The organism is Lentzea miocenica (genome assembly GCF_033949945.1).
GTDB classification, from domain to species: Bacteria; Actinomycetota; Actinomycetes; order Mycobacteriales; family Pseudonocardiaceae; genus Lentzea; species Lentzea miocenica.
Genome location: NZ_JAXAVW010000016.1, coordinates 31190 through 55410 on the forward strand (window position 1 = coordinate 31190; position 24221 = coordinate 55410).

25 protein-coding genes are annotated in these 24221 nt (G+C 67.9%); 6 read left to right on the top strand and 19 right to left on the bottom strand.

All coding sequences use genetic code 11. The features are described 5' to 3' along the window. Positions 1–7: 7 nt before the first annotated feature. From SK803_RS20385 to SK803_RS20425, 9 genes are all read right to left on the bottom strand, one after another. Positions 8–1417: a DUF4331 domain-containing protein gene (locus SK803_RS20385; RefSeq protein WP_319967620.1), complete on the bottom strand. Its 1410-nt coding sequence runs from the start codon at positions 1415–1417 to the stop codon at positions 8–10. A 69-nt stretch (positions 1418–1486) separates the two neighbouring features. After that, on the bottom strand, positions 1487–1885 hold the full coding sequence (gene kal / locus SK803_RS20390; RefSeq protein WP_030470206.1) for a 3-aminobutyryl-CoA ammonia lyase: 399 nt from the start codon (positions 1883–1885) through the stop codon (positions 1487–1489). After that, the gene (kamE, locus tag SK803_RS20395; RefSeq protein WP_319967621.1) at positions 1882–2634 is read right to left on the bottom strand and encodes a lysine 5,6-aminomutase subunit beta; all 753 of its coding nucleotides are present in this window, start codon (positions 2632–2634) and stop codon (positions 1882–1884) included. The genes kal and kamE overlap by 4 nt, the downstream gene beginning before the upstream one ends. Further along, positions 2631–4199, bottom strand: coding sequence for a lysine 5,6-aminomutase subunit alpha (gene kamD / locus SK803_RS20400; protein ID WP_319967622.1), 1569 nt, complete (start codon positions 4197–4199; stop codon positions 2631–2633). Before kamD ends, kamE begins: the two co-directional genes overlap by 4 nt. Positions 4200–4202: 3 nt before the next feature. Beyond that, positions 4203–5750 carry an amidohydrolase gene (locus SK803_RS20405; RefSeq protein WP_319967767.1) on the bottom strand — a complete coding sequence of 516 codons (1548 nt, stop codon included), beginning with the start codon at positions 5748–5750 and terminating at the stop codon, positions 4203–4205. Continuing rightward, on the bottom strand, positions 5743–6753 hold the full coding sequence (gene kdd, locus SK803_RS20410; protein ID WP_319967623.1) for an L-erythro-3,5-diaminohexanoate dehydrogenase: 1011 nt from the start codon (positions 6751–6753) through the stop codon (positions 5743–5745). Before kdd ends, SK803_RS20405 begins: the two co-directional genes overlap by 8 nt. A 90-nt stretch (positions 6754–6843) precedes the next feature. After that, positions 6844–9657: a P-loop NTPase fold protein gene (locus SK803_RS20415; RefSeq protein ID WP_319967624.1), complete on the bottom strand. Its 2814-nt coding sequence runs from the start codon at positions 9655–9657 to the stop codon at positions 6844–6846. A 36-nt stretch (positions 9658–9693) separates the two neighbouring features. Then, positions 9694–11199 carry an alpha-amylase family protein gene (locus SK803_RS20420; protein ID WP_319967625.1) on the bottom strand — a complete coding sequence of 502 codons (1506 nt, stop codon included), beginning with the start codon at positions 11197–11199 and terminating at the stop codon, positions 9694–9696. Then, entirely contained in the window at positions 11196–12155 is a 960-nt protein-coding gene (locus tag SK803_RS20425; RefSeq protein WP_319967626.1) for a TIGR03885 family FMN-dependent LLM class oxidoreductase, read from the bottom strand. The genes SK803_RS20420 and SK803_RS20425 overlap by 4 nt, the downstream gene beginning before the upstream one ends. Positions 12156–12220: 65 nt before the next feature. Between SK803_RS20425 and SK803_RS20430 the strand changes: the two genes are divergently transcribed. Both SK803_RS20430 and SK803_RS20435 read left to right on the top strand, forming a co-directional pair. Beyond that, on the top strand, positions 12221–12367 hold the full coding sequence (locus tag SK803_RS20430) for a hypothetical protein (protein WP_319967627.1): 147 nt from the start codon (positions 12221–12223) through the stop codon (positions 12365–12367). Positions 12368–12464: 97 nt separating this feature from the next. After that, positions 12465–12860: an SsgA family sporulation/cell division regulator gene (locus SK803_RS20435; RefSeq protein WP_319967628.1), complete on the top strand. Its 396-nt coding sequence runs from the start codon at positions 12465–12467 to the stop codon at positions 12858–12860. Positions 12861–12882: 22 nt separating this feature from the next. Here the strand turns inward: SK803_RS20435 and SK803_RS20440 are convergent, their stop codons facing one another. Further along, on the bottom strand, positions 12883–13443 hold the full coding sequence (locus tag SK803_RS20440) for a GNAT family N-acetyltransferase (RefSeq protein WP_319967629.1): 561 nt from the start codon (positions 13441–13443) through the stop codon (positions 12883–12885). Further along, positions 13440–13904 (bottom strand): FxsA family protein, encoded by a 465-nt coding sequence (locus SK803_RS20445; protein ID WP_319967630.1) that lies wholly within the window; start codon positions 13902–13904, stop codon positions 13440–13442. The genes SK803_RS20440 and SK803_RS20445 overlap by 4 nt, the downstream gene beginning before the upstream one ends. Before the next feature lie 130 nt (positions 13905–14034). On the opposite strand from SK803_RS20445, the gene SK803_RS20450 reads away from it, so the two are divergent. After that, positions 14035–15423 (top strand): KamA family radical SAM protein, encoded by a 1389-nt coding sequence (locus SK803_RS20450; RefSeq protein WP_319967631.1) that lies wholly within the window; start codon positions 14035–14037, stop codon positions 15421–15423. Positions 15424–15684: 261 nt separating this feature from the next. Here SK803_RS20450 and SK803_RS20455 read toward each other — a convergent pair whose 3' ends face one another. The 3 genes from SK803_RS20455 to SK803_RS20465 form a co-directional block, all read right to left on the bottom strand. Next, the gene (locus SK803_RS20455) at positions 15685–16992 is read right to left on the bottom strand and encodes an alpha/beta fold hydrolase (RefSeq protein WP_319967632.1); all 1308 of its coding nucleotides are present in this window, start codon (positions 16990–16992) and stop codon (positions 15685–15687) included. A 2-nt stretch (positions 16993–16994) separates the two neighbouring features. Beyond that, positions 16995–17327, bottom strand: coding sequence for an ArsR/SmtB family transcription factor (locus SK803_RS20460; RefSeq protein WP_319967633.1), 333 nt, complete (start codon positions 17325–17327; stop codon positions 16995–16997). A gap of 236 nt (positions 17328–17563) precedes the next feature. Beyond that, positions 17564–18448: a GlxA family transcriptional regulator gene (locus SK803_RS20465; protein WP_319967634.1), complete on the bottom strand. Its 885-nt coding sequence runs from the start codon at positions 18446–18448 to the stop codon at positions 17564–17566. Between the two features lie 92 nt (positions 18449–18540). Between SK803_RS20465 and SK803_RS20470 the strand changes: the two genes are divergently transcribed. Then, positions 18541–18957, top strand: a complete 417-nt coding sequence (locus tag SK803_RS20470; RefSeq protein WP_319967635.1) for a Rid family hydrolase — start codon at positions 18541–18543, stop codon at positions 18955–18957. Between the two features lie 248 nt (positions 18958–19205). Here SK803_RS20470 and SK803_RS20475 read toward each other — a convergent pair whose 3' ends face one another. Beyond that, positions 19206–19775, bottom strand: a complete 570-nt coding sequence (locus tag SK803_RS20475; protein ID WP_319967636.1) for a TIGR03086 family metal-binding protein — start codon at positions 19773–19775, stop codon at positions 19206–19208. Positions 19776–19839: 64 nt separating this feature from the next. Here SK803_RS20475 and SK803_RS20480 point away from each other — a divergent pair, with 64 nt between their 5' ends. Beyond that, on the top strand, positions 19840–20589 hold the full coding sequence (locus SK803_RS20480; RefSeq protein ID WP_319967637.1) for a helix-turn-helix domain-containing protein: 750 nt from the start codon (positions 19840–19842) through the stop codon (positions 20587–20589). 62 nt (positions 20590–20651) lie between these two features. On the opposite strand, the gene SK803_RS20485 is transcribed toward SK803_RS20480, so the two are convergent. The 3 genes from SK803_RS20485 to SK803_RS20495 all read right to left on the bottom strand — a co-directional run bounded on the left by SK803_RS20485 (position 20652) and on the right by SK803_RS20495 (position 22254). Then, positions 20652–21494 (bottom strand): cytochrome c biogenesis CcdA family protein, encoded by an 843-nt coding sequence (locus SK803_RS20485; RefSeq protein ID WP_319967638.1) that lies wholly within the window; start codon positions 21492–21494, stop codon positions 20652–20654. Continuing rightward, the gene (locus SK803_RS20490) at positions 21491–22051 is read right to left on the bottom strand and encodes a redoxin domain-containing protein (protein WP_319967639.1); all 561 of its coding nucleotides are present in this window, start codon (positions 22049–22051) and stop codon (positions 21491–21493) included. Before SK803_RS20490 ends, SK803_RS20485 begins: the two co-directional genes overlap by 4 nt. Before the next feature lie 62 nt (positions 22052–22113). Further along, positions 22114–22254, bottom strand: coding sequence for a hypothetical protein (locus tag SK803_RS20495; protein WP_319967640.1), 141 nt, complete (start codon positions 22252–22254; stop codon positions 22114–22116). A gap of 127 nt (positions 22255–22381) precedes the next feature. Here SK803_RS20495 and SK803_RS20500 point away from each other — a divergent pair, with 127 nt between their 5' ends. Next, positions 22382–22951, top strand: a complete 570-nt coding sequence (locus tag SK803_RS20500; RefSeq protein ID WP_319967641.1) for a TetR/AcrR family transcriptional regulator — start codon at positions 22382–22384, stop codon at positions 22949–22951. Here SK803_RS20500 and SK803_RS20505 read toward each other — a convergent pair. Continuing rightward, a complete protein-coding gene (locus SK803_RS20505; RefSeq protein ID WP_319967642.1) occupies positions 22948–24210 on the bottom strand; it encodes a cation:proton antiporter in 1263 nt (420 codons plus the stop codon). The genes SK803_RS20500 and SK803_RS20505 overlap by 4 nt on opposite strands. Positions 24211–24221: the final 11 nt, after the last annotated feature.

The following is a 24221-nucleotide window of genomic DNA, read 5'->3' on the forward strand; positions in this document are numbered from 1 at the left end:
CCCTCACTCAGCGGGAGTTGACCGCCCTGTTGCTCGGCAGGCCGACGTACGGGAACTTGTCACCGAAGCGAACGTCGTTGGCGTTCACCCGGTCGCCCTTGGCGAGCGCCGGCACGAGCTTGCCGGTCTGCGCCGCACCGACCACGGCCTGGATCTCGATGTCCACCACGTCGTCGGCGAGCCTGCGGCCGTTCGGGAAGCCCTGCAGGTCACCGCCGAGCACGCCGAGCCGGTTGGGGTTCTTCGTCACCGGCGTGGACATGTTGAGCCGCAACATCTCCGACGGCGCGAACTTCTTCGGGTCCACGTCGGCGTTGTTCAGCTGCGAGTTGAGATCGGCCCTGATCGGGCCGCCCGCCTTCGTGGTGATCCCCGTCAGGAAGATCTCCACCAGGTCGGCCCGTGGCGTCTTCGGCGCCGGGATGCCGTAGATCGCCTGGATCAGCCGGGCCAGTTCCGGGTCGTTGACCCGGTCCAGCAACGCCTGAACCTTCGCGTCACCAACGGGTTCGAGCCCGTTGAACGCGTCCTTGATCGCCGCCGACGACACGACCTCGTTCACCAGCGGGTTGCCCAGCCGCGACACCTGCACGAACGGTCCCTGCGGGGTGGCCTTGCCGGGGTCGAGCTTCAGCGTGCGGCGCTCGGTGTCGCTCCACACGCCGATCACCGGGTTGCGCTTCGGGTCGCCCTTCAGCGCGAGCATCGTCTTGGGCACCTGGATGGCGATGGTGTTGACGTTGTAGCCCATCAGGGTGTCCTGGTTGACTTCCTTGAGGTTCCCGCCGTAGAGCAGGTCGAACACCCTCAGGTCCAGGAAGAACGAGTCCTCCGACGGTCCGATGTAGACCTGGCCGCCGCCGGGCAGCTTGGCCGTCGCCTGGTCCCTGATCGCCGCGAAGTTCGGGAACGACGCGGGGCCGGTGTTGGACGGCGCCGCGCGGCCGTTGCGCACGAGCTGCGTGGTCTTGCCGGGTTCGATCAGCTCGAGGTTGTAGTTCTGGCGGAACAACAGGTTGTCGTCGTTGATCGACGTGACGGGCCCGTTGTTGTAGAGGAAGGTGTTCTTGCCGCGCCGGTCGTCGGTGCTGAACGTGAACCGGAAGGTCTTGTCCGGCACCGCGTCGCCGTCGGCGTCGATGTTGAGGTCGTATCGGGCGTCCGTGGCCCACGGGTAGAAGTTGGGGCCACCGTTGGGTTCCTGCAGCCCGAACCAGTTCGCGACGAGCGTGACGGTGTCGGGTCTGTCCGGGCTGGTGAAGGCGTACACGTCGGTGTTGTCGACCGCCGGGTCCGCCGCGATGAGCGGTGCCTCGCGGTGGCTTGACGCTTCCGCTGCCGGTATGGCGGCCGCCGCTGCGACGACCACCGCGGCGATCGCACCGCGGCGTAATCGCTGTTTGTTGCTAGTTGGCATTGTCCTGCTCCCTTCCAACAGCCAGGGATTCGGAGCAGGACGCCTGCCGGTTCGGTCTGAATTCTGTTGTTATTCGGCGGCTTTCGGAGCGACGACCGTGCCGCGGGCGCGCGTTACGACGATCGGCTCAGCCAGTACGTCGGCCGCCGAAGGACCGCGTTCGGGCGCCGAGCGGCACACCACGCGTGCCTCGAACTCGATCTCACGCGACCGCTTTCCGATGCGCACCAACGTCGCCGTGGCCTCCACGACGTCACCGGCCTGGATCGGCGCCGCGAACTCGACGGAGCTGTAGCCGGCGAAGAGCCCCTCGTCGGAGTCCGTGTGGATCAGCAGCTCGGTGGCGACGTCACCGAACATGCCGAGCCCGTAGGCACCGTCGACCAGGTTGCCGCCGTAGTGCGCGTGCGAGTGCGGAACGTACCGCCGGTGCGTCACCGAAAAGCCTTCGACCAAAGCCCCGCTCACGCGGCGACCCCCTTTTTCTCCTGCATCGCGTGCACCAGGTAGCTCGCGACCTCGCCCGGGGTGGTACCCCGGCTGAACACTCGATCAACCCCCAGCTCGCCCGCCATCAACGGGTCGAACCGCGGGCCGCCCGCGACCAGCAGCGGCCGCCTGTCCCCCATCGCCTCGCGGAACGCCGCGGACATCTCCTGCGTGTTCAGGATGTGCGCGTCCCGCTGGGTCACGACCTGGGAGATCAGCACGGCGTCGGCCTTCTCCGCGCGGGCGGACCGCACCAGTTCGGGCACCGACACCTGCGCGCCGAGGTTCACGACCTTCAGCTCGCGGTAGTACTCCAGGCCCTTCTCGCCGGCGAAGCCCTTGATGTTGAGGATCGCGTCGATGCCGACCGTGTGCGCGTCGGTGCCGATGCAGCCACCGACGACAACGAGCTTGCGCCGCAACACCTTCTTCAGCGTGGTGTTGACCTCGGCCGGGCTCAGCAACGGGTATTCGCGCTCGACGACCTTCACCTCGTCGAGGTCCACGAGGTGCTTCACCGAGCCGTAGACCACGAAGAACGTGAAGTCGTCGCCGATGGGGTTCGAGTGGACCACCATCGCGGGATCCATGCCCATCTTGTTCGCGAGCTGCTGCGCCGCGCCGTCCGCCTTGGGGCCGAAGGGAATCGGCAGCGTGAACGACGTCTGGATCATGCCGTCGCCGGTGGTGTCGCCGTAGGGCCGCACATACCTCTTGGACTCGGTCACCGCGCTGCCTCCAGCATCTCGCTCGCGGGGTTGAAGTACGTCTCGGCCTTCTCGATCACGCCGTCCGCGCCCTTGCCCTTGTCGGCGGGGCGCTTCATCAGGCCGAACGTGCCGTCCGCGATGGCGTTGAGCAGACCGTCGTCGACGATGCGTTCGAGGAGGTCCACGGCCTCGCCGAGCACCTGGTGCGCGCGCTTGACGATGAGCCCGTCCGGCGAGGGCCGGAAGTCCTCCGCGAGGCTGCCCGCCGCGTTGAGCACGTACCGGACGTTCTGCAGCGCGAGGTCGCGGTCGGACAGGAACGGCGTCACGACGGCTTCCGTCATCATGCCGACGAGCAGAATGGACTGTCCTGTCAGGACACCCGCGAGGTTGAAGAACCCGTCCAGCAGATAGCCGTTGAACACGTCGCCGGTCATGTGCTTGGTCGGCGGCATCCACTTCAGCGGCGCGTCCGGGAAGAGTTCGCGCGCCAGCAACGCGTGCGCGAGTTCGAGCCGGAACGAGTCGGGCACCTTCGGATTGATCTCGAAGGCGTGGCCGAGGCCCAGCAGGTGGTCGGGCAGTCCCGCCTCGTGGGCGAAGTGCTCGTTGAGCAACTGGGAAACGGTGACGGTGTGCGCGGCGTCGACGGCGTCCGCGGTGGTGAGGTAGTTGTCCTCACCGGTGTTGATGATGATGCCGGCACGTGCGTGGACCTGGCGGCTGAAGCGCTGGTCGACGAACGTGCGGATCGGGTTGATGTCGCGGAACAGGATGCCGTACATCGAGTCGTTCAACATCATGTCGAGCCGCTGAAGCCCCGCCAGCACAGCGATTTCGGGCATGCACAACCCGGACGCGTAGTTGGTCAGCCGCACGTACCGGCCGACCTCCTTCGACACGTCGTCGAGCGCCGCCCGCATGATCCGGAAGTTCTCCTGCGTGGCGTACGTGCCCGCGAACCCGTGGTGCGTGGCGCCTTCCGGCACGTAGTCGAGGAGCGACTGCCCGGTCGACCGGATCACCGCGATGATGTCGGCACCCGCCCGCGCCGCGTTCTGCGCCTGGACGACGTCCTCGTCGATGTCGCCGGTCGCGACGATCAGGTAGATCCACGGCCGCTGGGCGGGGTCGCCGAGCTTGTGGACCAGCTTGTCGCGCTGGGCCCGGTTGCGGTCGACCGTCTTGAGCCCCTTGGCAACAGCGGACGTGGCAGCCTTCTTAGTGGTGTTTAGGTCCCTGCCAGTAGGGATTGAGAACTGGATCTGCCCGGCCGCGGTGGCTTCCGCGAGTTCGGTGAGGCTCGCGAGGTTGTGCTGCTTGAGCGCGTGGAACGCCGGCAGCACCACGCCGTGTTCGAGGCCGCACTGCTCACGCACCGTGTCGATCACGCGGTTGACCCACGGGACGTCACCGGCGCGGTGCGTGGAGTCCGCGCCGGTGATGCCGGCCAGGCGAAGTGTGGCGCGCTCGACGGCAACGGTGGTGTGCGCCTTCGCGATGGACACCACCGGTTCGGCCGCCCGCGCCGCGAGTTCGCGCGCGGTGGCGACGACCTTGGGGTCGAGGTCGAGCAACGCCATGAGTCACTTCCTTTCGTAGATCGTCCGGCCGTTCAGCACGGTCCGCACGCACACAGGCGCAGGGCCGGTCAGATCCGGCAGTCCAGGCACACCAGAGCGCGGGTCGGTGGACCAGCGCTGCACCCGCGAGTCGCTCCCGGCCACCACGAGCTCGCCGGTCTCCCACACCGCGTACGTCGCGGGCGCACCAGGCTGAAGGGTGCCGGTCAGGCCGTCATCAACCCCTGCCGCACGCCACCCACCACGCGTGTGAGCCGTGAAGGCAGCGCGAGGAGAAATCCCGTGGCCCTCAGTCTTGTGGTGCACCGCAGCGGTGACGGCCGCCCACGGGTCGATCGCGGTCACCGGGGTGTCCGAGCCGAACGCCAGAACCACGCCGGCCGCGGCGAGACGTGAAAAGGGATTCAGCCCCACTCCGCGTTCCGCGCCGAGGCGCTGAACGTACATTCCGGCCGGTCCGCCCCACTCGGCGTCGAAAAGAGGCTGCACAGAGGCGACGACGCCCCACCCGGCCAGTTGCTGGGCCTGCTCGGCGGACACCATCTCGACGTGTTCGAGGCGGTGGCGGGCGGACGCGAGTTCAGGCGTGCCGAGGGCCTTTTCGGCGATGGAGAACCCCTCGATCACGGCGGCCATGCCGGCGTCGCCGATGACGTGGAAGCCCGCCTGCACGCCCAGCTCGGCGCACTTGATCAGGTGGTCGGCGACCTGCTGGCCGTCCAGGTAGAGCGCGCCGGACGTGTCCGCGTCGGCGTAGGGCTCGACCAGCGCCGCGGTGCGGGAGCCGATCGCGCCGTCGACGAAGTGATCACCGGCGAGGCCGCGGACCTCGACGCCGGGCAGGTCGTGCGCGCCCCAGTAGGCCACCACCTCGGGGCCTTCGCCGAGAGCGAGAAGTTCGCGCAGGTCGTCCTCGCCGGAGATGTCCGGGCCCGCGCACTCGTGCACGGACGCGATGCCCATCGACGCAGCGTGCGCCAAAAACGCGCGTTGGGCAGCGTTGCGTTGTGCGGGCGTGATGGCTGCTTTCGCGGTGCCGCGCACGTGGTGGTGGGCGGCGCGCGAGAGAGGACCGTCGGCGGAGAAGCCGTCGGCTGTGCGGGTTTCGTCGATGATCAGGTTCGACGAGACGAGCGCCGAGTGCACGTCGATGCGCGACAGGTAGACCGTCTTGCCCGCCGCGGCCTCGTCGATCTCCGCGCGCGTGGGCGGACGGTTCTCCGGCCAGCGCGTCTCGTCCCAGCCGTGACCCCACACGAGCGGGCCGGGCGCGTTGCGGACCTGGTCCAGCAGGGCGTCCACAGAGGACGTCCTGGTCAGGTCGAGGCCGGTCAGCAGCAGGCCGGCCGAAGTGGCGTGGACGTGGGCGTCGACGAACGCGGGCGCGACGAAGGCACCGTGCAGCTCCACGACCGTGGCGTCGGGGTGCAGCGCACGGCCTACCGAGTCCTGTCCGATCCACACGACGACGCCGTCCGTGACGGCCATGGCCGTCGCATCCGGTGCGTAGATGCGGCCGCCGACCAAAAGTTGCGTACTCACGTCACGCAGTCTGCCGTTGCTCGAACAGCGCCCGCACACCCGGCTGCGTCCGGACGAGGTCCAGCGCGAACTCGGCGTGACCAGGCACATACCCGTTGCCGACCAGCATCTCGACGTCGGCCGCGAGACCCTCCGCCCCCAACGCGGCGGCGCTGAACGAGGTCGCCATGGAGAAGAAGATCACGGTCCCGCCGTCGCCGGTCGCAAGGATGGCGCCGTGCTCGCACCCCGGCACGTCCACACACACGACCGTGACGTCGACCTGCTTACCAACCGCCTCGGCGACCGCCACCGGGTTGCGCGCATCCGCGATCACGACCTCATCCGCGAGACCGGCCGCACGCACCTGTGCAGCCTCACGCTCGGTCGGCACCAACGCGACGAGGCGCGACGCACCAGCCTGACGTGCGGCCGCGAGAGAGAGCGAGCCCGACTTACCACCACCGCCGAGCACCAGGACAGACCCACCAGGATGCTTCCGCACCACACGGTCGGTCAGCGCCGGTGCACCACACACGTCCAGAACAGAAAGCGCCAGCTCGTTGGACATGTCGGACGGCAGCACGGCCGCGATCGACCGTCCGAACAGCACCGCGGTCCCCCGGCACGGCACCTGCTCGTCCTCGCCGGTCCAGTCCTGCAGGCCGTCGTTGATCCTCAGCGGCGTCAGCGTGAGGCTGACCAGCGTCGCGATCCGGTCGCCCGCCTTCAGCCCGAGCGGCGACGACGGCCCGACCTCCAGCACCGTGCCGAGCAACATGCCGCCAGATCCGGTGACCGGGTTCTGCATCTTGCCGCGCTCGGCCACGATGTCCAGCACGGCCTGCCGGACCGCGTCACCGCTGCCGTGCTGCTCCCTGAGCTGCCGGAACGACGCCGCGTCCAGGTTGAGCCGCTCGACCGCGACGATCACCTCGTCGGCGGCGGGGACGGGTTCCGCGTCCAGCCGCCACGCCTGCTGCGGCAGGACACCGCTGGGCTCGAGGACGCGGTGCAGTCCGTACGCGCTCACCTGAAAATCCTTCGGTCGACGACGCTGTCTCGACAATATCTTCACGTGAAGCGATAAGATCCCGCAAGTATCGCTCGGCGATCCGCGCCCTCATCCGCCGCTGGAGTCGAGCGACCGAGCACGGACGAGGTAGTCCTGTGCCCGATCGGCGTCACCGGCGGAACTCCAGGCCGACGCCAGCTTTCGCAGCAGTTCAACGGCCTGCACCGGCGCTACGTGCCTGATCAGCGCGTCCACGTGGAGATGGATGTGTTCGAGCACCCGCCAGTCGATCTGCTGCTCCGCCGCGAACCGGCGGACGACCGCGTTCACCACCAAACCTCCAGGCGCGAAGTCCACCAGTGATGCCCGGATCAGCGCGGCGACAGCGTGATCGGACCGCAGCTCATGAGGCAACGTCGACTGACCGAGAAGGCACAGGGCGATCAGCAGCGCTCGCGGCTCGTCATCGACCTGTCTGATCGCACTGGTCAGCGCTCCGCTCAAGGACAACGCACCAGCGGTGACGAAGGACGTGCCGTTCTCGTCGAGCATGCGCAGGTACTCCTGCACCGACATACCGTGTTCCAGCAGTTGACGCTTGGCGCAGGCAAGCGCCAGTGGCAGATCTCCGAGCTGCTCCGCCAGCGAGTCTGCGTCCGACCGATCCAGATATCTCACCGACTGACTCCTGGTGAACGGGTCGACCTCGACCACCTCGCCGTGCTCAGCCCAGTCACGGTTGTGCGTGGTGACCATGATCAATCCCGCGCTCAGCCGCGGCAACTCCGCTGCGAGGTGCACGTTGTCGAACCCGTCGTAGATCAGCAGCACGCGGCCCGCGGAGTCGAGCCGGTCGGAGAGGGCTGTTATCCCGACGGAGAGACTCCTCGCGAGGCTGTCCATGTCGTCGTGGTAGGTCTCGGCGCGAATCAGCCAGACGACGCTGAAGCCGGAGCGACGGTCCCTCGCATAACGCAGCGCCTGCATCGTCTTGCCGCTGCCCGGCGGACCGACCAGGACGGTGATGGGCGCTCGCGGCGATACGTCCGGCCGGTCGTCGCGCCGTACGAGGTCGTCGCGCCGTACGAGGTCGTCGGGAAGGCGCGGGAGGTTGTTGGCCTGAGGACGGTACGACGGACGCGGATCATCTGTTGCCCAGGTGCGTGGGAACGAGTAGCCGAATCGCGCCAGAACTGTCGTGGCGAACTCGTCATCGTCCATTGACACGAGGTTCAGCGACTCCTGTCCGTTCAGAAAACGGGACCCCAGCGCGTTCTCCACGCGCACAGCCAAGAACGGTATCCCGTTCGCCACGGCGGCCGCCCACCGACGTTCCGCCTCATCAGAGCCGGTAGACGCCCACGTCCACACGCCGATGACGAACCCGTCGTCCAGGGGATGGCCGTCCTCGACCAAGGCGATCACGACCTGCTCGCCCGCACCGCGCAGCAGTTGCTGGATTCGGCCGGCCCAATCCTGGTCCTGGCGCAGGCAACTGACGACGATCAAGCGCCGAGCGGATCTCTGCGAGGGTTCGGGTGCGGGTTCCTCGGCCACCGCCACCGTGTCGACAATCAGCAGGTAGGCCTCGACCGACACCGAGGAGAAGGTGTCCACGTAGTCGTTCCCCAGGCAGAACAACGCTCCGAGCCCCGGATACAGCTCCGAGAACCGCTCCACCTGCGCCTTCAGCACCGCGTCAGCGTCGTCGTCCGGCGCCCGATAGGCCTGCTCCAGCCGGGCGAGCAGCGAGTGGTCGTTGACGGCGGCGCGGTAGACCTGCCGGAACTGCGCCTGGATCACCACCAGCTTGGCGAGCACCGACGGCACCGGTTCGAGGTCCGCGGACAACTCCTTGAGCAGCGTGAAGGCCTGCACGCTGCGCTTGATCCGCCGCGGGTTGTACGGAGTGGTGCCGCGCAGGATCGGCAGACACGCCAGCACATCCGGATCGGACGAGATGGTGCGGATGTAGGACTCGACGAGCCCTTCGGCGGGCGACGGCAGCGAGTACGGCAGCTGCACGATCTTCTCGAAGAACGTCTCCCCCAGCTCACCGACCGACGGCAGGTCCTTGTACTTCACCCGGATCGCGTGCTCGATGACCTCCCGGTCGACCGCGAGCAGGAAGACGCAGCCGGGTTCGTCGAGGAAGAGCTTGACCGTCTCGATGATCTGCAGCGTCTGTTCCGGCAGGCACCGGTCCAGGTCGTCGATGATCACCACCAGCGGCTTCTTGCGGTACACGACCTTCAGCACACCCTGAAACTCGGCGGTGAAGTCGTCCAGCAGCGCGGTCTGCGAGCGATGCGCCCGACGCCGCCGGAACGCGCCCAGGTCGGCGCCCAGCTTCACGTCGAACAGCTTCAGCAACGCCTCCGGCTTGGTGCCGAAAGCCGCCACGACCCCGATCAGCACCCGGATCCACGGCTCGGCGAGCAGCGGGCTGCCGACGAGCCAGCCCGCGATCGGGTTGCCGGCGACCGGCACCAGGCTCAACGCCATCAGGATCAACGCGCTCAGCATCGCGATCTTGAAGCCGATCGCGAGCAGCTTGCGGAACAGCTCGAAGAAGCCCGCGCCGAAGTCGATCGACCGCAGCCAGATCCGCAGCCGCACGTCCGGCACGCGGTACCAGGGCACCGAGCGGCGGGCCTCCACCACGATCTTCTCGATCAGCGCGGCCCAGAGGTTGTCGTCGCGGGCGTACTTCCACGCGTTGAACCAGATCGGGCGCACGCCGGACGGCAGCAACGCCTTCTCGACCAGCCGCAGGAACGTCGTCTTGCCGCTGCCCCACTCGCCGTAGACGCCGATGGTCCATGGTGTCGTGGAGCGGTCGGTGGCGGCGATCGTCCGTGCGAGCGGGACAGCGAAACGGTCGAATCCGAGTTCGTCGGTCGAGGCGGGCGTGTCGGGCACCGGCATGCTCGTTAGTCGCCCGCCGGCCGGGATTCGCTACGTGACCAAACGGAACCAGCGGCAGTCGTAGGGCGCGAGGTCGACCTTGGCCCCGATCTTCGCGGGCTTCACCCGGCCGCCCGTCAGCAGGTCGTCGAGCACCCCCTCGGCAGGAACCCTCACGGTGACCTCCTGGTCGGCGAAGTTGTGCACGGCGATCACCGCGCCGCCATCGCAGTCCGCACGATGGGCGAACACGCTCGGGTCGCCCACGTCGAGCACCTGGAAATCGCCCCACGCCAGCTCCGGGCACTCCCGGTAGAGCTCGATCAGCCGCCGCATCCACACCAGCAGCGAGTCCGGATCGTGCCGCTGCTTCGCCGCCGCCTCCCAGTCCATCGGCACGCGCACCGCCAGCCTGCCCTCCAGCGACAGGTCCTCGACCAGGCCGACTTCCTCGCCGTAGAACAGCACCGGCGTGCCCGGCAGCGTGAACAGCAGGCTGTAGACCATCCGGATGCGGCGCTGGTCGCCGCCCAGCATCGACGGAAGCCGCCGGCGCAGGCCTCGGCCGTAGAGCTGCATCGACTTCTCCGGGCCGAAAGCGTCGAAGACCTCCTGGCGTTCGTCCGTGGGCAGCTTGTCCAGGGTCAGCTCGTCGTGGTTGCGCACGAACGTCGCCCAGTGGCCGTCGCGTGGCGGCTGCGGGCGTTCCTGCAACGCCTTGACCAACGGACCCGTCGACTTCCGCGCCAGCGCGAGGTACATCGCCTGCATGCCAACGAAGTCGAAGCACATCGTCAGCTCATCGCCCACGCCCTGGCCGTAGAACGCCATCGTGTCCTTGTACGGCAGGTTCACCTCGCCCAGGAGCACTCCTTCGCCGTTGCGGCGGTTGAGGAACGCGCGCAAGTCGGTGAGGTAGTCGTGCGGGTTCGGCAGCGAGAGGGCGTCCATCGAGTCGTTGTGCTCCAACAAGAACGGCACGGCGTCCACACGGAAGCCGCTCAGACCCAGTTCCATCCAGAAGCCCATGATCCGGGCGATCTCGTCGCGCACCTCGGGGTTGGACACGTTGAGGTCGGGCTGGTGCTTGTAGAAGCGGTGCAGGTAGTACCTGCCCACCTCCTCCGAGTACTCCCAGAGGCTGTTCTCCTTGTCCGGGAACGTGATCCCCTGCGGTCCGTCCTGCTGCGGCTCGTCGGCCCAGACGTACCACTCGCGCTTCTCCGGATCGTGGAACCACGGGTGCTGATCGGAGGTGTGGTTGACGACGAGGTCCGCGATCACGCGCATACCCCGGTCGCGGGCCGCGCGCACGAACTCCACGAAGTCGCCCAGCGAACCCAGGCGCGGGTCGACGGAGTAGAAGTCGATGATGTCGTAGCCGTCGTCGCGTTCGGGTGTCGGGTAGAAAGGCATCAACCACACACACGTGACGCCTAGGGCGTGCAGGTGGTCGATGCGTTCGGTGGCGCCGCGGAAGCCGTCGGAGGAGAAGGTCTCCACGTCCAGGCAATAGAGAACGGCGTTCTTCCACCAGACGTCAGACGTGCGGATCACTTCGTCACCTCCGGCAGGACGTGCTCACCGAACGCGTCGATGAACGGCATCAGGTCCTGACCCACGTGGTGCAGGTAGATCTCCTCGAAGCCCAACGACGCGTACTGGTGCAACTGCTCGATGTGCCACTTGAGGTCAGCCGAAGCGTCAACGACCTGTGCGACCTCTTCTGGCGTGACGTGTTCGGCGACGACGTCGAAGTGCTCGGCCAGTTCCAGGTCCCAGCACACGGGTGGACGGAACACGTTGGATCGCCACTGTTCGTGCGCGATCGCGAGCGCGGTCTCGTCGTCGGAGGCCCAGCTCAGGTGTACCTGCAGGTGAAGCTTGCCCCGCCCGCCCGCGTCCCGGTAGGCGTCCGCGACCTCCCGCAATCGGTCAGGCGGCGCGCTGACCGTGATCAACCCGTCGGCCCACTCCGCGCACCAACGGGCGGTGGCCGGGCTGACGGCGGCACCGATCAGCAGCGGCGCCTCGTCCGGCAGCGTCCACAACCGGGCGCGGTCCACGCGGACCAGGCCGTCGTGGCTGACCTCCTCGCCCGCGAGCAGCGCGCGGATCACGTCGACGCACTCCCGCAGCCGGGCCGTGCGGACGTCCTTGCGCGGCCAGCCGTCGCCGGTGATGTGCTCGTTGCTCGCCTCGCCGGTGCCGAGCGCGGCCCAGAACCGGCCCGGGTACATCGAGGCGAGCGTGCCGACGGCCTGGGCGGTGATCGCCGGGTGGTAGCGCTGGCCGGGGGCGGTGACCACGCCGAACGGCAGGCTCGTGGCCTGCAGCGCCGCGCCCAGCCACGACCAAGCGTACCCGGACTGGCCCTGGCGCGCACTCCACGGTGAGAAGTGGTCGGAGCTCATCGCCGCGGTGAACCCGGCCTCCTCGGCCCTGCGCACGGCGTCGAGCAGGGCGGTGGGGTGAATCTGCTCATGGGACGCATGGATGCCGTAAACGGTCATGAGTGTTCAGGTACCCAGCGCGAAGATCGAGGCAACCTCCGCGGCGGTTCGAACGTGACCGTGTCATGAAGATCCTCATCGCCGCACTGGCCGCCGCCGCACTCGCCCTCCTGCCGTTCGCGAGCCAGGAGACCCAGAACGTCGCCGCATCCGGAGAGCTGGGCTGGTGCTCTGACCAGGTCACCCCGGCCGGCCCCGGCCCCTGCACCTGAGTCCGCGCGGGTCGCCGAGATTTCTTCGCCGGAGCGTTGAACCGACCTCGAACAGCATCCGTGTGGACATCAACGCCCTCGAAGAGGAGGAACGGCGATGTTCAACGAGACGCGGATCGGCACCGCCACCGTCGTTGAGTTCATTCGGCCGGACGGCACCGTCGAGCCGATGAACGTCGACCTCCACTACCGCTCAGACGATCCGCACGCCGTCACGCTGCGGTTTCACACCAGAGACCAGGAGTCGACCTGGCTGGTCGGGCGGGAGCTGCTGTCCGACGGGCTGCTGTCGCCGGCGGGCCTGGGGGACGTGCGGCTGCGGCCGCACCACGGGGACGTGCTGGTGCTGGAGCTCTTCACCGAGGACTCGCACGCGGTGTTCCACCTGTCGTTCGACGAGTTGCACCGGTTCCTGGAGTCCACCTACGCGGTGGTGCCGGCCGGGCGTGAGGTCCTCGACTTCGACCTGCTGCTGAAAGACCTCCTCGCCTGACACTCGTGACCTCCTCGCGGGGTCAGAGGCGCAAGCCCAGGACGAGCTTGTCAGCCGAGTCGATCACGCGGAACCCGAGGTGTTCCCAGAAACCGATCGCGTGTGTGTTGTGGTGCCGCACGTGCACATGAACGCCCTTCTCGAGACGTTCGAGCACAGTGCGTACGAGAGTGCCGCCGAATCCCTTGCCCTTGGCGCGTGGCAGCAGGTTGGTGTGCATGTGCGCGGGATAGTCGAGCGTCAGCAACGGATCGACCTTCGCCGGCTTGTGGATCTGCTGCACGACCCGGTTGGCACCAGGCGTCAGCGGATACCGCAGGCGCAGGTCAGGCCACCAGTCACGGTCACAACGATCTTCGAACGCCACGCTGTCGGGCGCCGCGATCGCGTAACCGCACACCCCGAGGTCGTCCTCCACCACGAACGCCAGGTCAGGCTCGAACGCCACGTACGGGCCGACGTACGCGTGCCCCATCAGGCGCGGATCGTCGAACAGGTGACGTGCGCCCAGGCCACCGTTGCCGGTGTCCAGGCAGATGTCGTACAGCGCGTCCAGGTCAGCGGGCCGGTACGCGCGGATCACCGCAGCTCGCGCCGTTCCGCGATGATCACCGGCTCGGTCTCGACGTCGACCACTTCGCCCTCGACGACCTGACCAGCGCCGAAGCGCCGTTCGTGCTCGAACTTCAACGCCGCCGCCTCCGCCTTCCGCGCGATCCGGCGGCTCACGAGCCTGCGCGTCGGCGGGAACAGCAGGAACAGCGCCGCGACGTCGCTGATGAAGCCCGGCACCATGATCAACGCACCGGCCGCCGCGATCAGCACGCCGTCGGCCATCTCCTGATGCGGCTGCTGACGCCTCAACACGGCCTCGGAGAACGCGGCCATCGTCTGCGCCCCCTGCCTGCGCACCAGCGACAGGCCGACCAACGTGCCGGCCAGCAACAACGCGATCGTCCACAGCCCGCCGATGGCGTTGCCGACGGCGACCATGACCGCGATCTCGGCGAACACCCCGAGCAGCACCAGCGCGAAAACAGGCATACCCCCTCAACGCGCGAGGTCCCGAAATTGCTCCCGACCCGCCGTCGACCAGGCCTTGAGCTGAAATATTTACGGCACGCTAGCGGTATGACAGGATATCTTCACGCGACCTCGACGCTGAGGAGTACGGATGACTGCGCTGCACGACGCCCCCACGGCGCTGGAGCGGCTGGGCCGACAGCCCTACACGTACGTGCGCCGTGAGCTGGTCGAACCCGACTGGCGGCGCTTCCCCGGCTGGTCCCACGTGACCGAGTCGCAGTGGCGTGACGCCCAGTGGCAGCGCGTGAACTGCGTGAAGAACGTCAAGCAGCTCCGCAAGGTCACCGGCGACCTGCTGACCGACAAGTTCTACGACGACCTGGCCGCCGACCAGGAAACCTTCGCGACGATGTCGATGCTGCTCCCGCCGCAGATGCTCAACACCATGGCGGTGGACGCCGGCCTCACGCCGTCGGAGTTCACCGACGCCTTCCTGGCCGACCCGGTCCGCCGCTACATGGTCCCGGTGCGCTCCGACCGCGACCCGCACTGGCCGTCGCACCCGCACTCCCAGCGCGACTCGCTGCACGAGGCCGAGATGTGGGTCGTCGAGGGGTTGACCCACCGCTACCCGACCAAGGTGCTGGCCGAGATGGTGTCGACCTGCCCGCAGTACTGCGGCCACTGCACCCGCATGGACCTGGTCGGCAACTCGACGCCGCTGATCGACAAGCACAAGCTCTCCCTGAAGCCGGTCGACCGCCAAGACCAGATGATCGAGTACCTCAAGAAAACCCCCGGCGTACGCGACGTGGTGGTCTCCGGCGGCGACGTGGCAAACGTGCCGTGGCCACAACTCGAGTCGTTCCTCATGCGCCTGCTGGACATCGAAACCGTCCGCGACGTCCGCCTGGCCACCAAAGCCCTGGCCGGCCTCCCCCAGCACTGGCTCCAGCCACGCGTAGTCGAAGGCCTGGAACGCGTCGCCCGCACCGCCTCACGCCGCGGCGTCAACCTGGCGATCCACACCCACGTGAACCACGCCCAGTCCGTGACGCCTCTCGTCGCCGAGGCCGCCCGGACCGCTCTTGAAGTCGGCGTCCGGGACGTGCGCAACCAGGGCGTGCTGATGAAGGGCGTCAACGCCACGTCGGACGACCTGCTGGACCTTTGCTTTGCGCTGCAAGGGGAAGCGAACATCCTGCCGTACTACTTCTACATGTGCGACATGATCCCCAACGCGGAGCACTGGCGGGTGTCCGTGTGGGAAGCCCAGGAACTTCAGCACGCGATCATGGGCTATCTGCCTGGGTACGCGACGCCGCGGATCGTGTGCGACGTGCCGTACGTGGGCAAGCGGTGGGTGCACCAGCTCGCCGAATACGACCGTGAGCTGGGCATTTCCTACTGGACGAAGAACTACCGCACCGGGATCGAGCTCGAGGACCCGGAGGCGCTCGACCGTCGCTACCCCTACTACGACCCGATCTCCACCCTCGGTGCGGCTGGCCAGAAGTGGTGGACCGACCAGACCTGACGGGTCACGATGGGGCCGTTTTCGGGATCTTCCGAAGGCGGCCCCATCGGCATGTTTTGCCTGTTCAGCACCGATAGGGTCACATTAGGCCCCGACGTCAAATGTCCCCAGAATGCCCCAGAAAGTCCATTGAGGACGGTGCCGGTAGTCCATATTGGACACCCAGTCACGCATTGGTCCAGTACATCAGCTCGTCGACGGGATCGGCTCCGTCGCGGACGGCGAAGCGGCCCTCGATGAACGGTGCCGCCGGGGAGCACCTCAGCCCAGAAGGTACGCGCGTGCCTGCTCGGCGACCGGTTCTGGCGCCGTCCAGAACGCCGAGTGGTCGTGGTCGGCCAGCGTCAGCACGGTGACGTCGGGCAGGATCGAGGCCAGTGCCTCCGCGCCCTTGCGGATGAACTCCTCGCCGTTGCCGCCGACGGCCACCGCGATCGGCGCCTCGATCGACCAGCGATCGGTGGGCAGCGGTTTGCCGTCCTGCAACCCCTGAAGGATGCGGCCGTCGTAGGCATAGGTGTGGGCGTACTTGGCCATCTCGTCCCAGGACGGATCCTGTTTCATCGCCGGGATGTACTCGGCCGGCACGCGGATCATCTCGGTCATGAAGTACTCGACGGCCTCGCTGCGTTTGCCCGCCGCGACCAACGCTTCCAAGTGCTCGACGTAATCGGTGGGCGCCGGGGGCCGGGAGTCGTCGACGATCAGCGGCGGCTCGTAGAGGTAGAGCCCGGTCACCTTGTCTCCCAGGGCGCTGGCCGCGTCGAGAGTCAGCCCGGAGCCACCGGAACCGCTCATCAGGGCCGCCGAACCGCCCAGGACCTCGACCAGCGCGGCGATGTCCTCGATCTCGCGGGCCGGGTCGTAGGGCTGCGGGTCACCGCTGGCGCCGCGCCCGCGGCGGTCGAAGGTGAGCACGGTGAAGTGCGCGGACAACGCCTTGGCCAGACCGGCGACTCCGGTGCGGTCCTCGGCGACGTTGCTGATCACGACGACCGCGGGACCGGAACCGGTCTTCTCGTAGGCGATCGTGGTGCCGTCGGCGGAAGTGATCGTGGACATGATCGTTTCTCCTTCGTTCGAAAGTGGTTCGAGCAGGCCGGCGAGCCGGTCGAGCGCTTCGGCGTAGCCGCCGGCCATCTGGAGTTCGACGGCCCGCTGCAAGGCGGCACCGTCGGGAAAGGTCGCTGCCACCTCGACGGTGCAGCCAGTGCCGGACGCGGCGAAGGTGACCGTGGTCGGGAAGATCCCCGTGCCATCGGCTTCCCACGCCTCGTCGGCGAAGCTGTCCTCATAGGACAGTTCCGCACGGGGTACGACCGTGCCGTAAGTGGCGATGATGCGGACCGGGTCGGCCGATTCGTCCACCGGCGCGATCCGGAACCGCCATCGCCCGCCTGGGCGCACGTCCATCTCGTACACGGTCGCGACCCAGCCCTCGGGACCCCACCAACGACTGATCGCCTCGGCGTCGGTCCAGGCCCACCACACCCGGTCGAGACCCGCGGTGTAGGTGCGGCTGATGTGAATGGTGTTGCGCGACCGGTCGATCGCGATGCCGTCCGGCATGTTCACACTCCCTGCTGGCTCGTGTCGTCGTCGAGGAAGGCATCGAGGCGGTCCATCCGGGCCGACCACAGCTCGGCGAAACCGGCTGCCCAGTCGCTCAGCTCGCGCATCGCTTCGGGGTGCAGCCGGTAGATCCGCTGCTGGGCCTTCTTGGTCGCCTCGACCACGCCCGCCTCGGCGAGCAGCCGCAGGTGCCGAGACACCTGCGGCTGGCCGAGCCCCAGCGCGCCCACGATCTCCCCCACCGACCGCGGGCCGCCCCTGAGCAACTCGACGATCCGGAACCGGTTCGGCTCCGCGATCGCCGTCATGCGCTGTTGCACGTAGTTGACCACGACACGAACATACACAACGGCATATATACACACAAGTAGATGTACGGGCCGCCTGGTCTCTCGTGGCATCGGCCAGCTGAAGGCATCCAGGCAAGCCGGCAGGTCCTGCCGCAGGGCAAGCAGGTCCGCGCCCAGGCGCCGGACACGACGCCTTCCCCATCCGGCGGCGGGGATCGCGAGTTGTCTGGCCGGGTAGAGGTTCGGGACGATCGGGTGGTCAGCTCCCGCTCCCCCGCCTATGCCCCGCTCATCGCCTCGCCCAGAGTCCCCAGGTACGCCTTGCGGTACCCGCTCGGCGTCGCGCCCACCTCACGACGGAACACCGACCGGAAGTTCGACCCCGTGCCGAAACCGGTGGCGGCGGCGATCCGGTCCACCGGCCAGTCCGAGGTCTCCAGCAGCCGCCGCGCGCTCAGCACCCGCTGCATCGTCACCCACCTCATCGGCGAGTACCCGGTCTCCCGTTCGAAGTGCCGGATGAACGTCCGCCGCCCCAGGTTGCTCCGCATCGCGAGCTGGTCGACCGTGATCGCCTCGCCGAGGTGCGCCATCGCCCACGACCGCACCGCGGTCAGGTCCGCACGCATCGGGCTCAACACGTCGATGTACTGCGGTTCGGCGCCGTCACGGGCAGGAGACGCCACGACCTCACGGCCGGCCTCATGCGCAGCGGCGGCGCCGAAGTCGGTGCGGATCAAGTGCAGGCACGCGTCGATGCCTGCCCCACCGCCCGCCGACGTGAGCAACGTGCCGTCCTCGACGAAGAGCCGGTTCTCCAGCACCTTCACCGACGGCCGCAGCGCGCGCAACAGTTCGAGGTAGCGCCAGTGCGTGGTGGCGTCACGGCCGTCGAGCAACCCGGCGAACGCGAGCGCGAACGTGCCGGTGCAGATGGCGGTGATCCGGGAGCCGCGAGCGTGCGCCTCGCGCAGGGCGTCGAGATGCTCGGCGGCGGGCGCGGTCTCCGGGTTCTCGTAGCCCGGCACCACGACGACGTCGGCCGGCTTGAGCTCGCGCACGACCTCGACGGCGTAGCCGGGCTGTGTCCCGAGCACGTGGGCCGGGATGCTGAGGTCGAGCGGGTACACGTCGGGCAGCGCGAGAATCGCGACGGTCAGCACGCACCCGACCGTACGCCAGGTGTCACGATCCTTGCGGTTTCCGGCACCAACACGGATCGTGTCCACACGCGACCTTCGCAAGGCTCAGCGGCATGGAAACGCACAACCACGACGTGCCTTGGGAATCCGCCTACGGCTACGTGCAGGCGCTCAAGCACGGTGACACCATCTACATCTCCGGGCAGTTGTCGCACGACGGCGCGGACCTCGTCGCGCCGGCCCCTGTCGAGAACGGCAGGGCGACGAGCTTCGAGCAGATGGAAGCGCAGATGCGGCAGACCTACGTCAACGCCGCGAAGCTGCTCGAACGGTTCGGCGCCACGCTCGACAACGTCGTCGAGGAGGTGGTCTACGTGCTGGACATCCCTGCGGCGTTCGCCGTCGCGGGCAAGGTGCGCAAGGAGGCGTACGGCAGGCCCGACCCGCAGGTCGCGAGCACGCTCGTCGGCACGAACGGGCTCGCGTTCCCGGAACAGCTGGTGGAGATCAAGTTCATCGCCCGCGTGTGACGAACGGGTTACCTCGACGCCACCAGCGAGGAACAGACCGAGTTCGACGAGCACTTCGACAAGCGCAAGGTCGAACTTGGCTCCTGCGGGCGCCCAGCCAGTGCTCGGACGTCCACGCCTGGTGGGCCGCGTTCTCCTTGCCGGCCATCGCGTCGATGTCGACCTGGGAGGCGTAGTGCGTGATCCTGCACTTTCTTGGCTTGTCTCCTCAGCTCGCCCCAGATGTGGCCGGCATCGCTGACTGGAGACTACGTCCAGGCGGGATCACGGCCGGTCAGGCCAAGGATGCGGTCCAAGGTGGGCGCGTCGGCCGGCACCGCGACTTCCGGTCCGTACATGCCCATCTCCCGGCCCTGCTCCACGCCGGCGAACACCGTGTCGTGCAGATGCACCAGCAGGTCGGCCGGTAGTTCCAGCCGCTGCCCGGTCGCGACCGCCAGGTCCCAGCCGTGCAGTGCCAGTTCGCCGACGATCATGTCGCCCATGACGGGCGCGGGCAGCATGTGCGGCGTGCCCATGCTCGTCTCGCCCTCCCAGGCGCTCGGCGGCGCCCACGACGACGTGATGTCGTCCAGCAGGGCGAGCAGGCTGCCGCGCCAGTCGCCGACCGCCAGGTCCACATCGGACTCGGCGGCCGCCGGCTGCGCAACGGACTCCTTGCGGCCGGCGCCGGCGAGCGACGGGCCCCAGAACAGGAGGTGGTTGACCAGTGCCCGCACGTCGTACTCGGTGCACGGAGTCTTGTTGGCGAGCTGGTCGTCGGTGATGGTGCGGGCGACCGCGGTCATGGCCTCAGCCGCGTTGGACAGGTGTGACATGGCGGCGACGCTAGGCGGCGCGGGCCGGAAGGGTATTGGACAAAGGCGACATACACTCTGCTGTGTGGGGCGGGACGTTCGTGAGCTGGGGAGTGCGTGGACCAGGTATCAGCGCCACGCGTTCCACGACCCGTCGCCGGCGCTCGCGCCATGGGTCGAGCGGTACTGGGAGGCTCGCTGGGACTACGCCGAGCCCTACCGGCAGAAGATCGTGCCGTACCCGAACGTGCACCTGTCGTTCGGCCGCGGCCGCGCGGACGTCAACGGCGTGCGCAGCGGCTACCAGCTCAAGGTCCTCGAGGGCCGCGACCACGTCTTCGGCGTCGCGTTCCGGCCGGGCTGCTTCCGCCCGTTCCTCGGTGCCTCCGTCTCGACGATCACCGACCGCGTCATCCCGGCGACCGAGGTGTTCGGCCCTGACCTGCCCACGACGCTCGACGTGCCGACCGTGGATGCGTTCCTGCTGAAACACCTGCCGGACGACGACCCGCAGGTGCGTCAGGCGGTGGCCGCGGTCGCGCTGATCGCCGAGGACAAGGCCGTGACCAGGGTCGAACGCCTCGCCGGCGAGCTGGGGCTGAGCGTGCGGGGGCTGCAACGGCTGTTCGCGGAGTACGTCGGCATCGGGCCCAAGTGGGTGATCCGCCGCTACCGCCTGCACGAGGTGACCGCACGCATGGCCGCCGGCGGGGCGATCGACTGGGCCGCGCTGGCGGCGGACCTCGGCTACGCCGACCAGGGCCACTTCATCCGCGACTTCAAGAGCATGTTCGGCGAGCCACCGACCTGGTACGCGCAGCGGTATTCGAGATAACAACCTGCTCGACTCGGTCATGCGCTCCTGACAACTCGCTCGTGCTGGTGACCGTCGCCAGGTCACCGCACCTTGCCGCGCCGCCGGACCAGCAGGACGCCACCCAGCACCAGCGCTGCCAGCACGATGACGAACGGCAGCGGACCGATCGACGTGAACCAGTCGACGAGCAGTCCCTGCAACCGTCCGGCGCCGTCGACGACCGGATCCGCGGGATCGGCATCGCCGAGGAACAGCCGCAGTTCGTAGATCCCGTAGTACGTCACGTACGCCCCGACGAGCACCAGCAGCACGCCGCCGAGCCGGGACACATGGGGCAGCAGCGAACGAGCCTTGCGCGTCACCACGTCGCTCGCCAGCGCGGTGGCGATCGCGAGCACCGTGACGACCAAGCCCATGCCCGCCGCGTAGGCGAGGAACGCCGTGAGGCCCTCTACGACGTCACCACTGCGCAACGTTGATCCGGTGACGGCCAGAAACGGGCCGATGGTGCACGACAGCGACGCGATCGCGTAGGCGACGCCGTAACCGAACATCGAGCCGACATGCCGGTTCGGTGCTCCCCTGGCCGGCTTCGGCATCAGCAGCGTGATCTCCCGCCCCATCAACAGCAGCACGCCGAGCACCACGAGCGCGAGCCCGATCACCACCGTCACGAAAGGCAGGTAGCGCTGCACCGACGACGCGACCACGGAGAACACCAAGCCGAACGCGCCGAACACGGCGACGAACCCGAGCGTCATCATCGCGCTCGACACCACGGCACGGGTCAGCAAGCGCGCCCGCGACTGCTCGCTCGCACCCGCGACGACCAGCGCCAGATAGGCGGGCAGCATCGCGAAGCCGCACGGGTTGACCGTGGCGACCATCCCGGCCACCACGGCCACCAGCAACGTCTCCGTCATGCCAGCCGGCTCAGCCGTTGCGCGAGGTCCTGTTCGGACAGCTGGCTGGTCACGAGCTCGACCTGGCCAGAGGTGCCGATGAACGCGTAGGCGGGCTGAGCGGTCACGCCGAACCTCTTCCAGACCGAGCTGTCCACGTCGGCGACGTGCTGGAACGACTGCAGGCCGTACCGCTGCACGAACTGCTGCATCGCGGGCACCTGGTCCAGTGCCGCGACCCCCAGGAACGTCACCTTCTCGCCGTGTTTCTCGGCAGCCGCGGCCATGCCAGGCGCCTCCCGCTGACACTTGGGACACCACGGCGCCCAAAACCACAGCACGACCGGCTTCCCGGCCAGATCCGCGCCGGAGATGTCCTTGCCGTCGACCGTCTTCGCGGTGAACTTCAGCTGCTCCGGCGCCGCGACCGCGGACGTGCCGCTCGGTTGCACGGCAGCGCTCGATGAAGTCGTGGCCGGCGATGTTGAGGCGGGGCCGGGTGAACTCACCGGACCACCACAAGCGGTCAGAGCCGCGACCACGACAAACGCCCCTGCCACCACACGGATTCCGAACATGGGGCCGATCCTGCCGCACCACCGGCCCACCAGTTGTTACGAACCGCTGACGGCAAACACCTTCACAGGATCGTGAAGGTGTCGTGGCCGCAGCGTGAGAGGGCGCGCAGGAACTCGGTCGTGCGGACGGCGAGCCTGGCGACGCCCCTGGTCAGCGCATTGCCTCGTTCGCCGTAGGCCATGGTCCAGAGTGCAGGAATCATGTTGTGAGCGTGGGCCCGGACAGACTGCGAGCCGGGTTTTGTGGATGATCCTGGACGGTGGTTGCGTGCGCACGCAGAAAGGGCTAACTTGGAACGGTTGGTTCAAGTTAGCTTTGGGGTGGCGACGATGCCCGACGTGAAGCACTTCGACCCGGACGCCGTGCTCGACGAGGTGATGGCGTTGTTCTGGCGGCGAGGTGCGGCGTCGACCGGTATCCAGGACATCGTGACGGCGACCGGGCTCAACCGGTCGAGCTTGTACTCGACGTTCGGTGGCAAGCGCGAACTCTACCTCGCGGCGCTGCGCCGGTACGTGCACGAGCGCTCACAACCGATCTTCGCTCGGCTGATCGCCGACGATCGCGGCTTGGCCGCGATCGAGGACTTCTTCGCGGGCCTCATCACGACGCGATGCTCAGGCGCGCACGCCAGATGGGGTTGCATGGTCGCGAACGGGCATGCGAACGGCGAGAACGACGACGCGGACATCAGCGCCGTGCTGCGCGAACATCACGACCAGCTGAGCAAGGCGTTGCACATTGCTCTCGAACGCGAACAGCAACTGCGCATCTCCGCCGGGCAAGCCGCGGACATGCTCGCCATGCTCGCTTACGGGGTGAACCTGCGTTCTCGCGCGGGTGCCGACGAGAAAGCGCTGAACGCGACCGTCAAGGCCGCGCTCAGCGCTCTCGTCTAGGCCGGGACTTTCTCCCGCTCCGGTGGGAGGAACACCATCTGCTGCTCGACCCTGGTGGGCAGCGCCCATCGGTAGAGCGGCACTGCGGCCGCCGTGGTGATCACCGCGACCAGGACGAGCATGGAGAACACTTCCTGGGTGATCATCTTCTGGGCCAAGCCGATGTTGATGAAGATGAGGATCATCAGCCCGCGGGCGTTCATCAGCCCGCCGACGGCGAACGATTCGCGCCATCCGAACCCGACAGCACGCATGGAGAGCGCGCAGCCGAAGTACTTGCCGGCGAACCCGGCGATCAGGATCAGCGCGAACGGGACCAGCAGTGCGGCGCTGGCCAGGCCGTTCAGCTGAGTGTTGAGGCCGGACAACGTGAAGAAGATGGGCAGCAGCAGAACGCACACCACGTCCATCATCTTGCCGTGCAACGCATCGCGGAACGCCTTGTTGCGAGGCATGGCGAGCCCGGCGATGAAGCCGCCGAACACCGAGTAGATGCCGATGTAGTCGGTGCAGAACCCGGCGAGCAGCACCACACCGACGACGATGTACATCTGGTCGAAACCGAACCTGCCGTTCCGTTCGACCTGGTCGCCGAGCGGACGCAGCAGCCGCCGCACGCCGAACAACATGACCACCACGAACGCGGCGGCCAGCCCGATCGTCACCATGGCGCTGCCGATGCCCGCGTTGGCGTGCAGCGCGGACAGAACAGCGAGGAAGCACCACGCCGCGGCGTCGTCGATGGACGCGGCGAACAGGGTCAGCCTGCCGATCTTCGTGTTCTGCAGCCCGCGCTCGTACAGGATCCGCGCCAGCATCGGGAACGCGGTGATCGACAGCGCACCGCCGATGAACAACGCGAACTGGAACATGTTGACGTTGGGCAGGGACAGCTTGTCGTGCAACAGCACGGCAACGCCGGCACCGAGCAGCAATGACGGCAGGATCCCCGAGATCGCGAGTACGGCCGCCTTGCCGCCCTCGCCCTTCTCCTTGGAGCCGTGGTCGAGTCCGGCGCCGACGAGGAACATGAACACCGTCAGGCCGATGGTGCTCAGCACATACAGGATCGGCTTGACGTCTGCCGGGAACAACGCCTGCTGCACGCCTGGGAACCAGGCGCCGAGGAACGTGGGCCCGAGCAGGACGCCCGCCACCATCTCGCCGAGCACCCTCGGCTGCCCGATCATCATCGCGAGCCTGCCGCACAACGCCGACGCGGCCAGGATCACGACGATCGCGGGTAAGACCTTCAACACCAACAACAAAT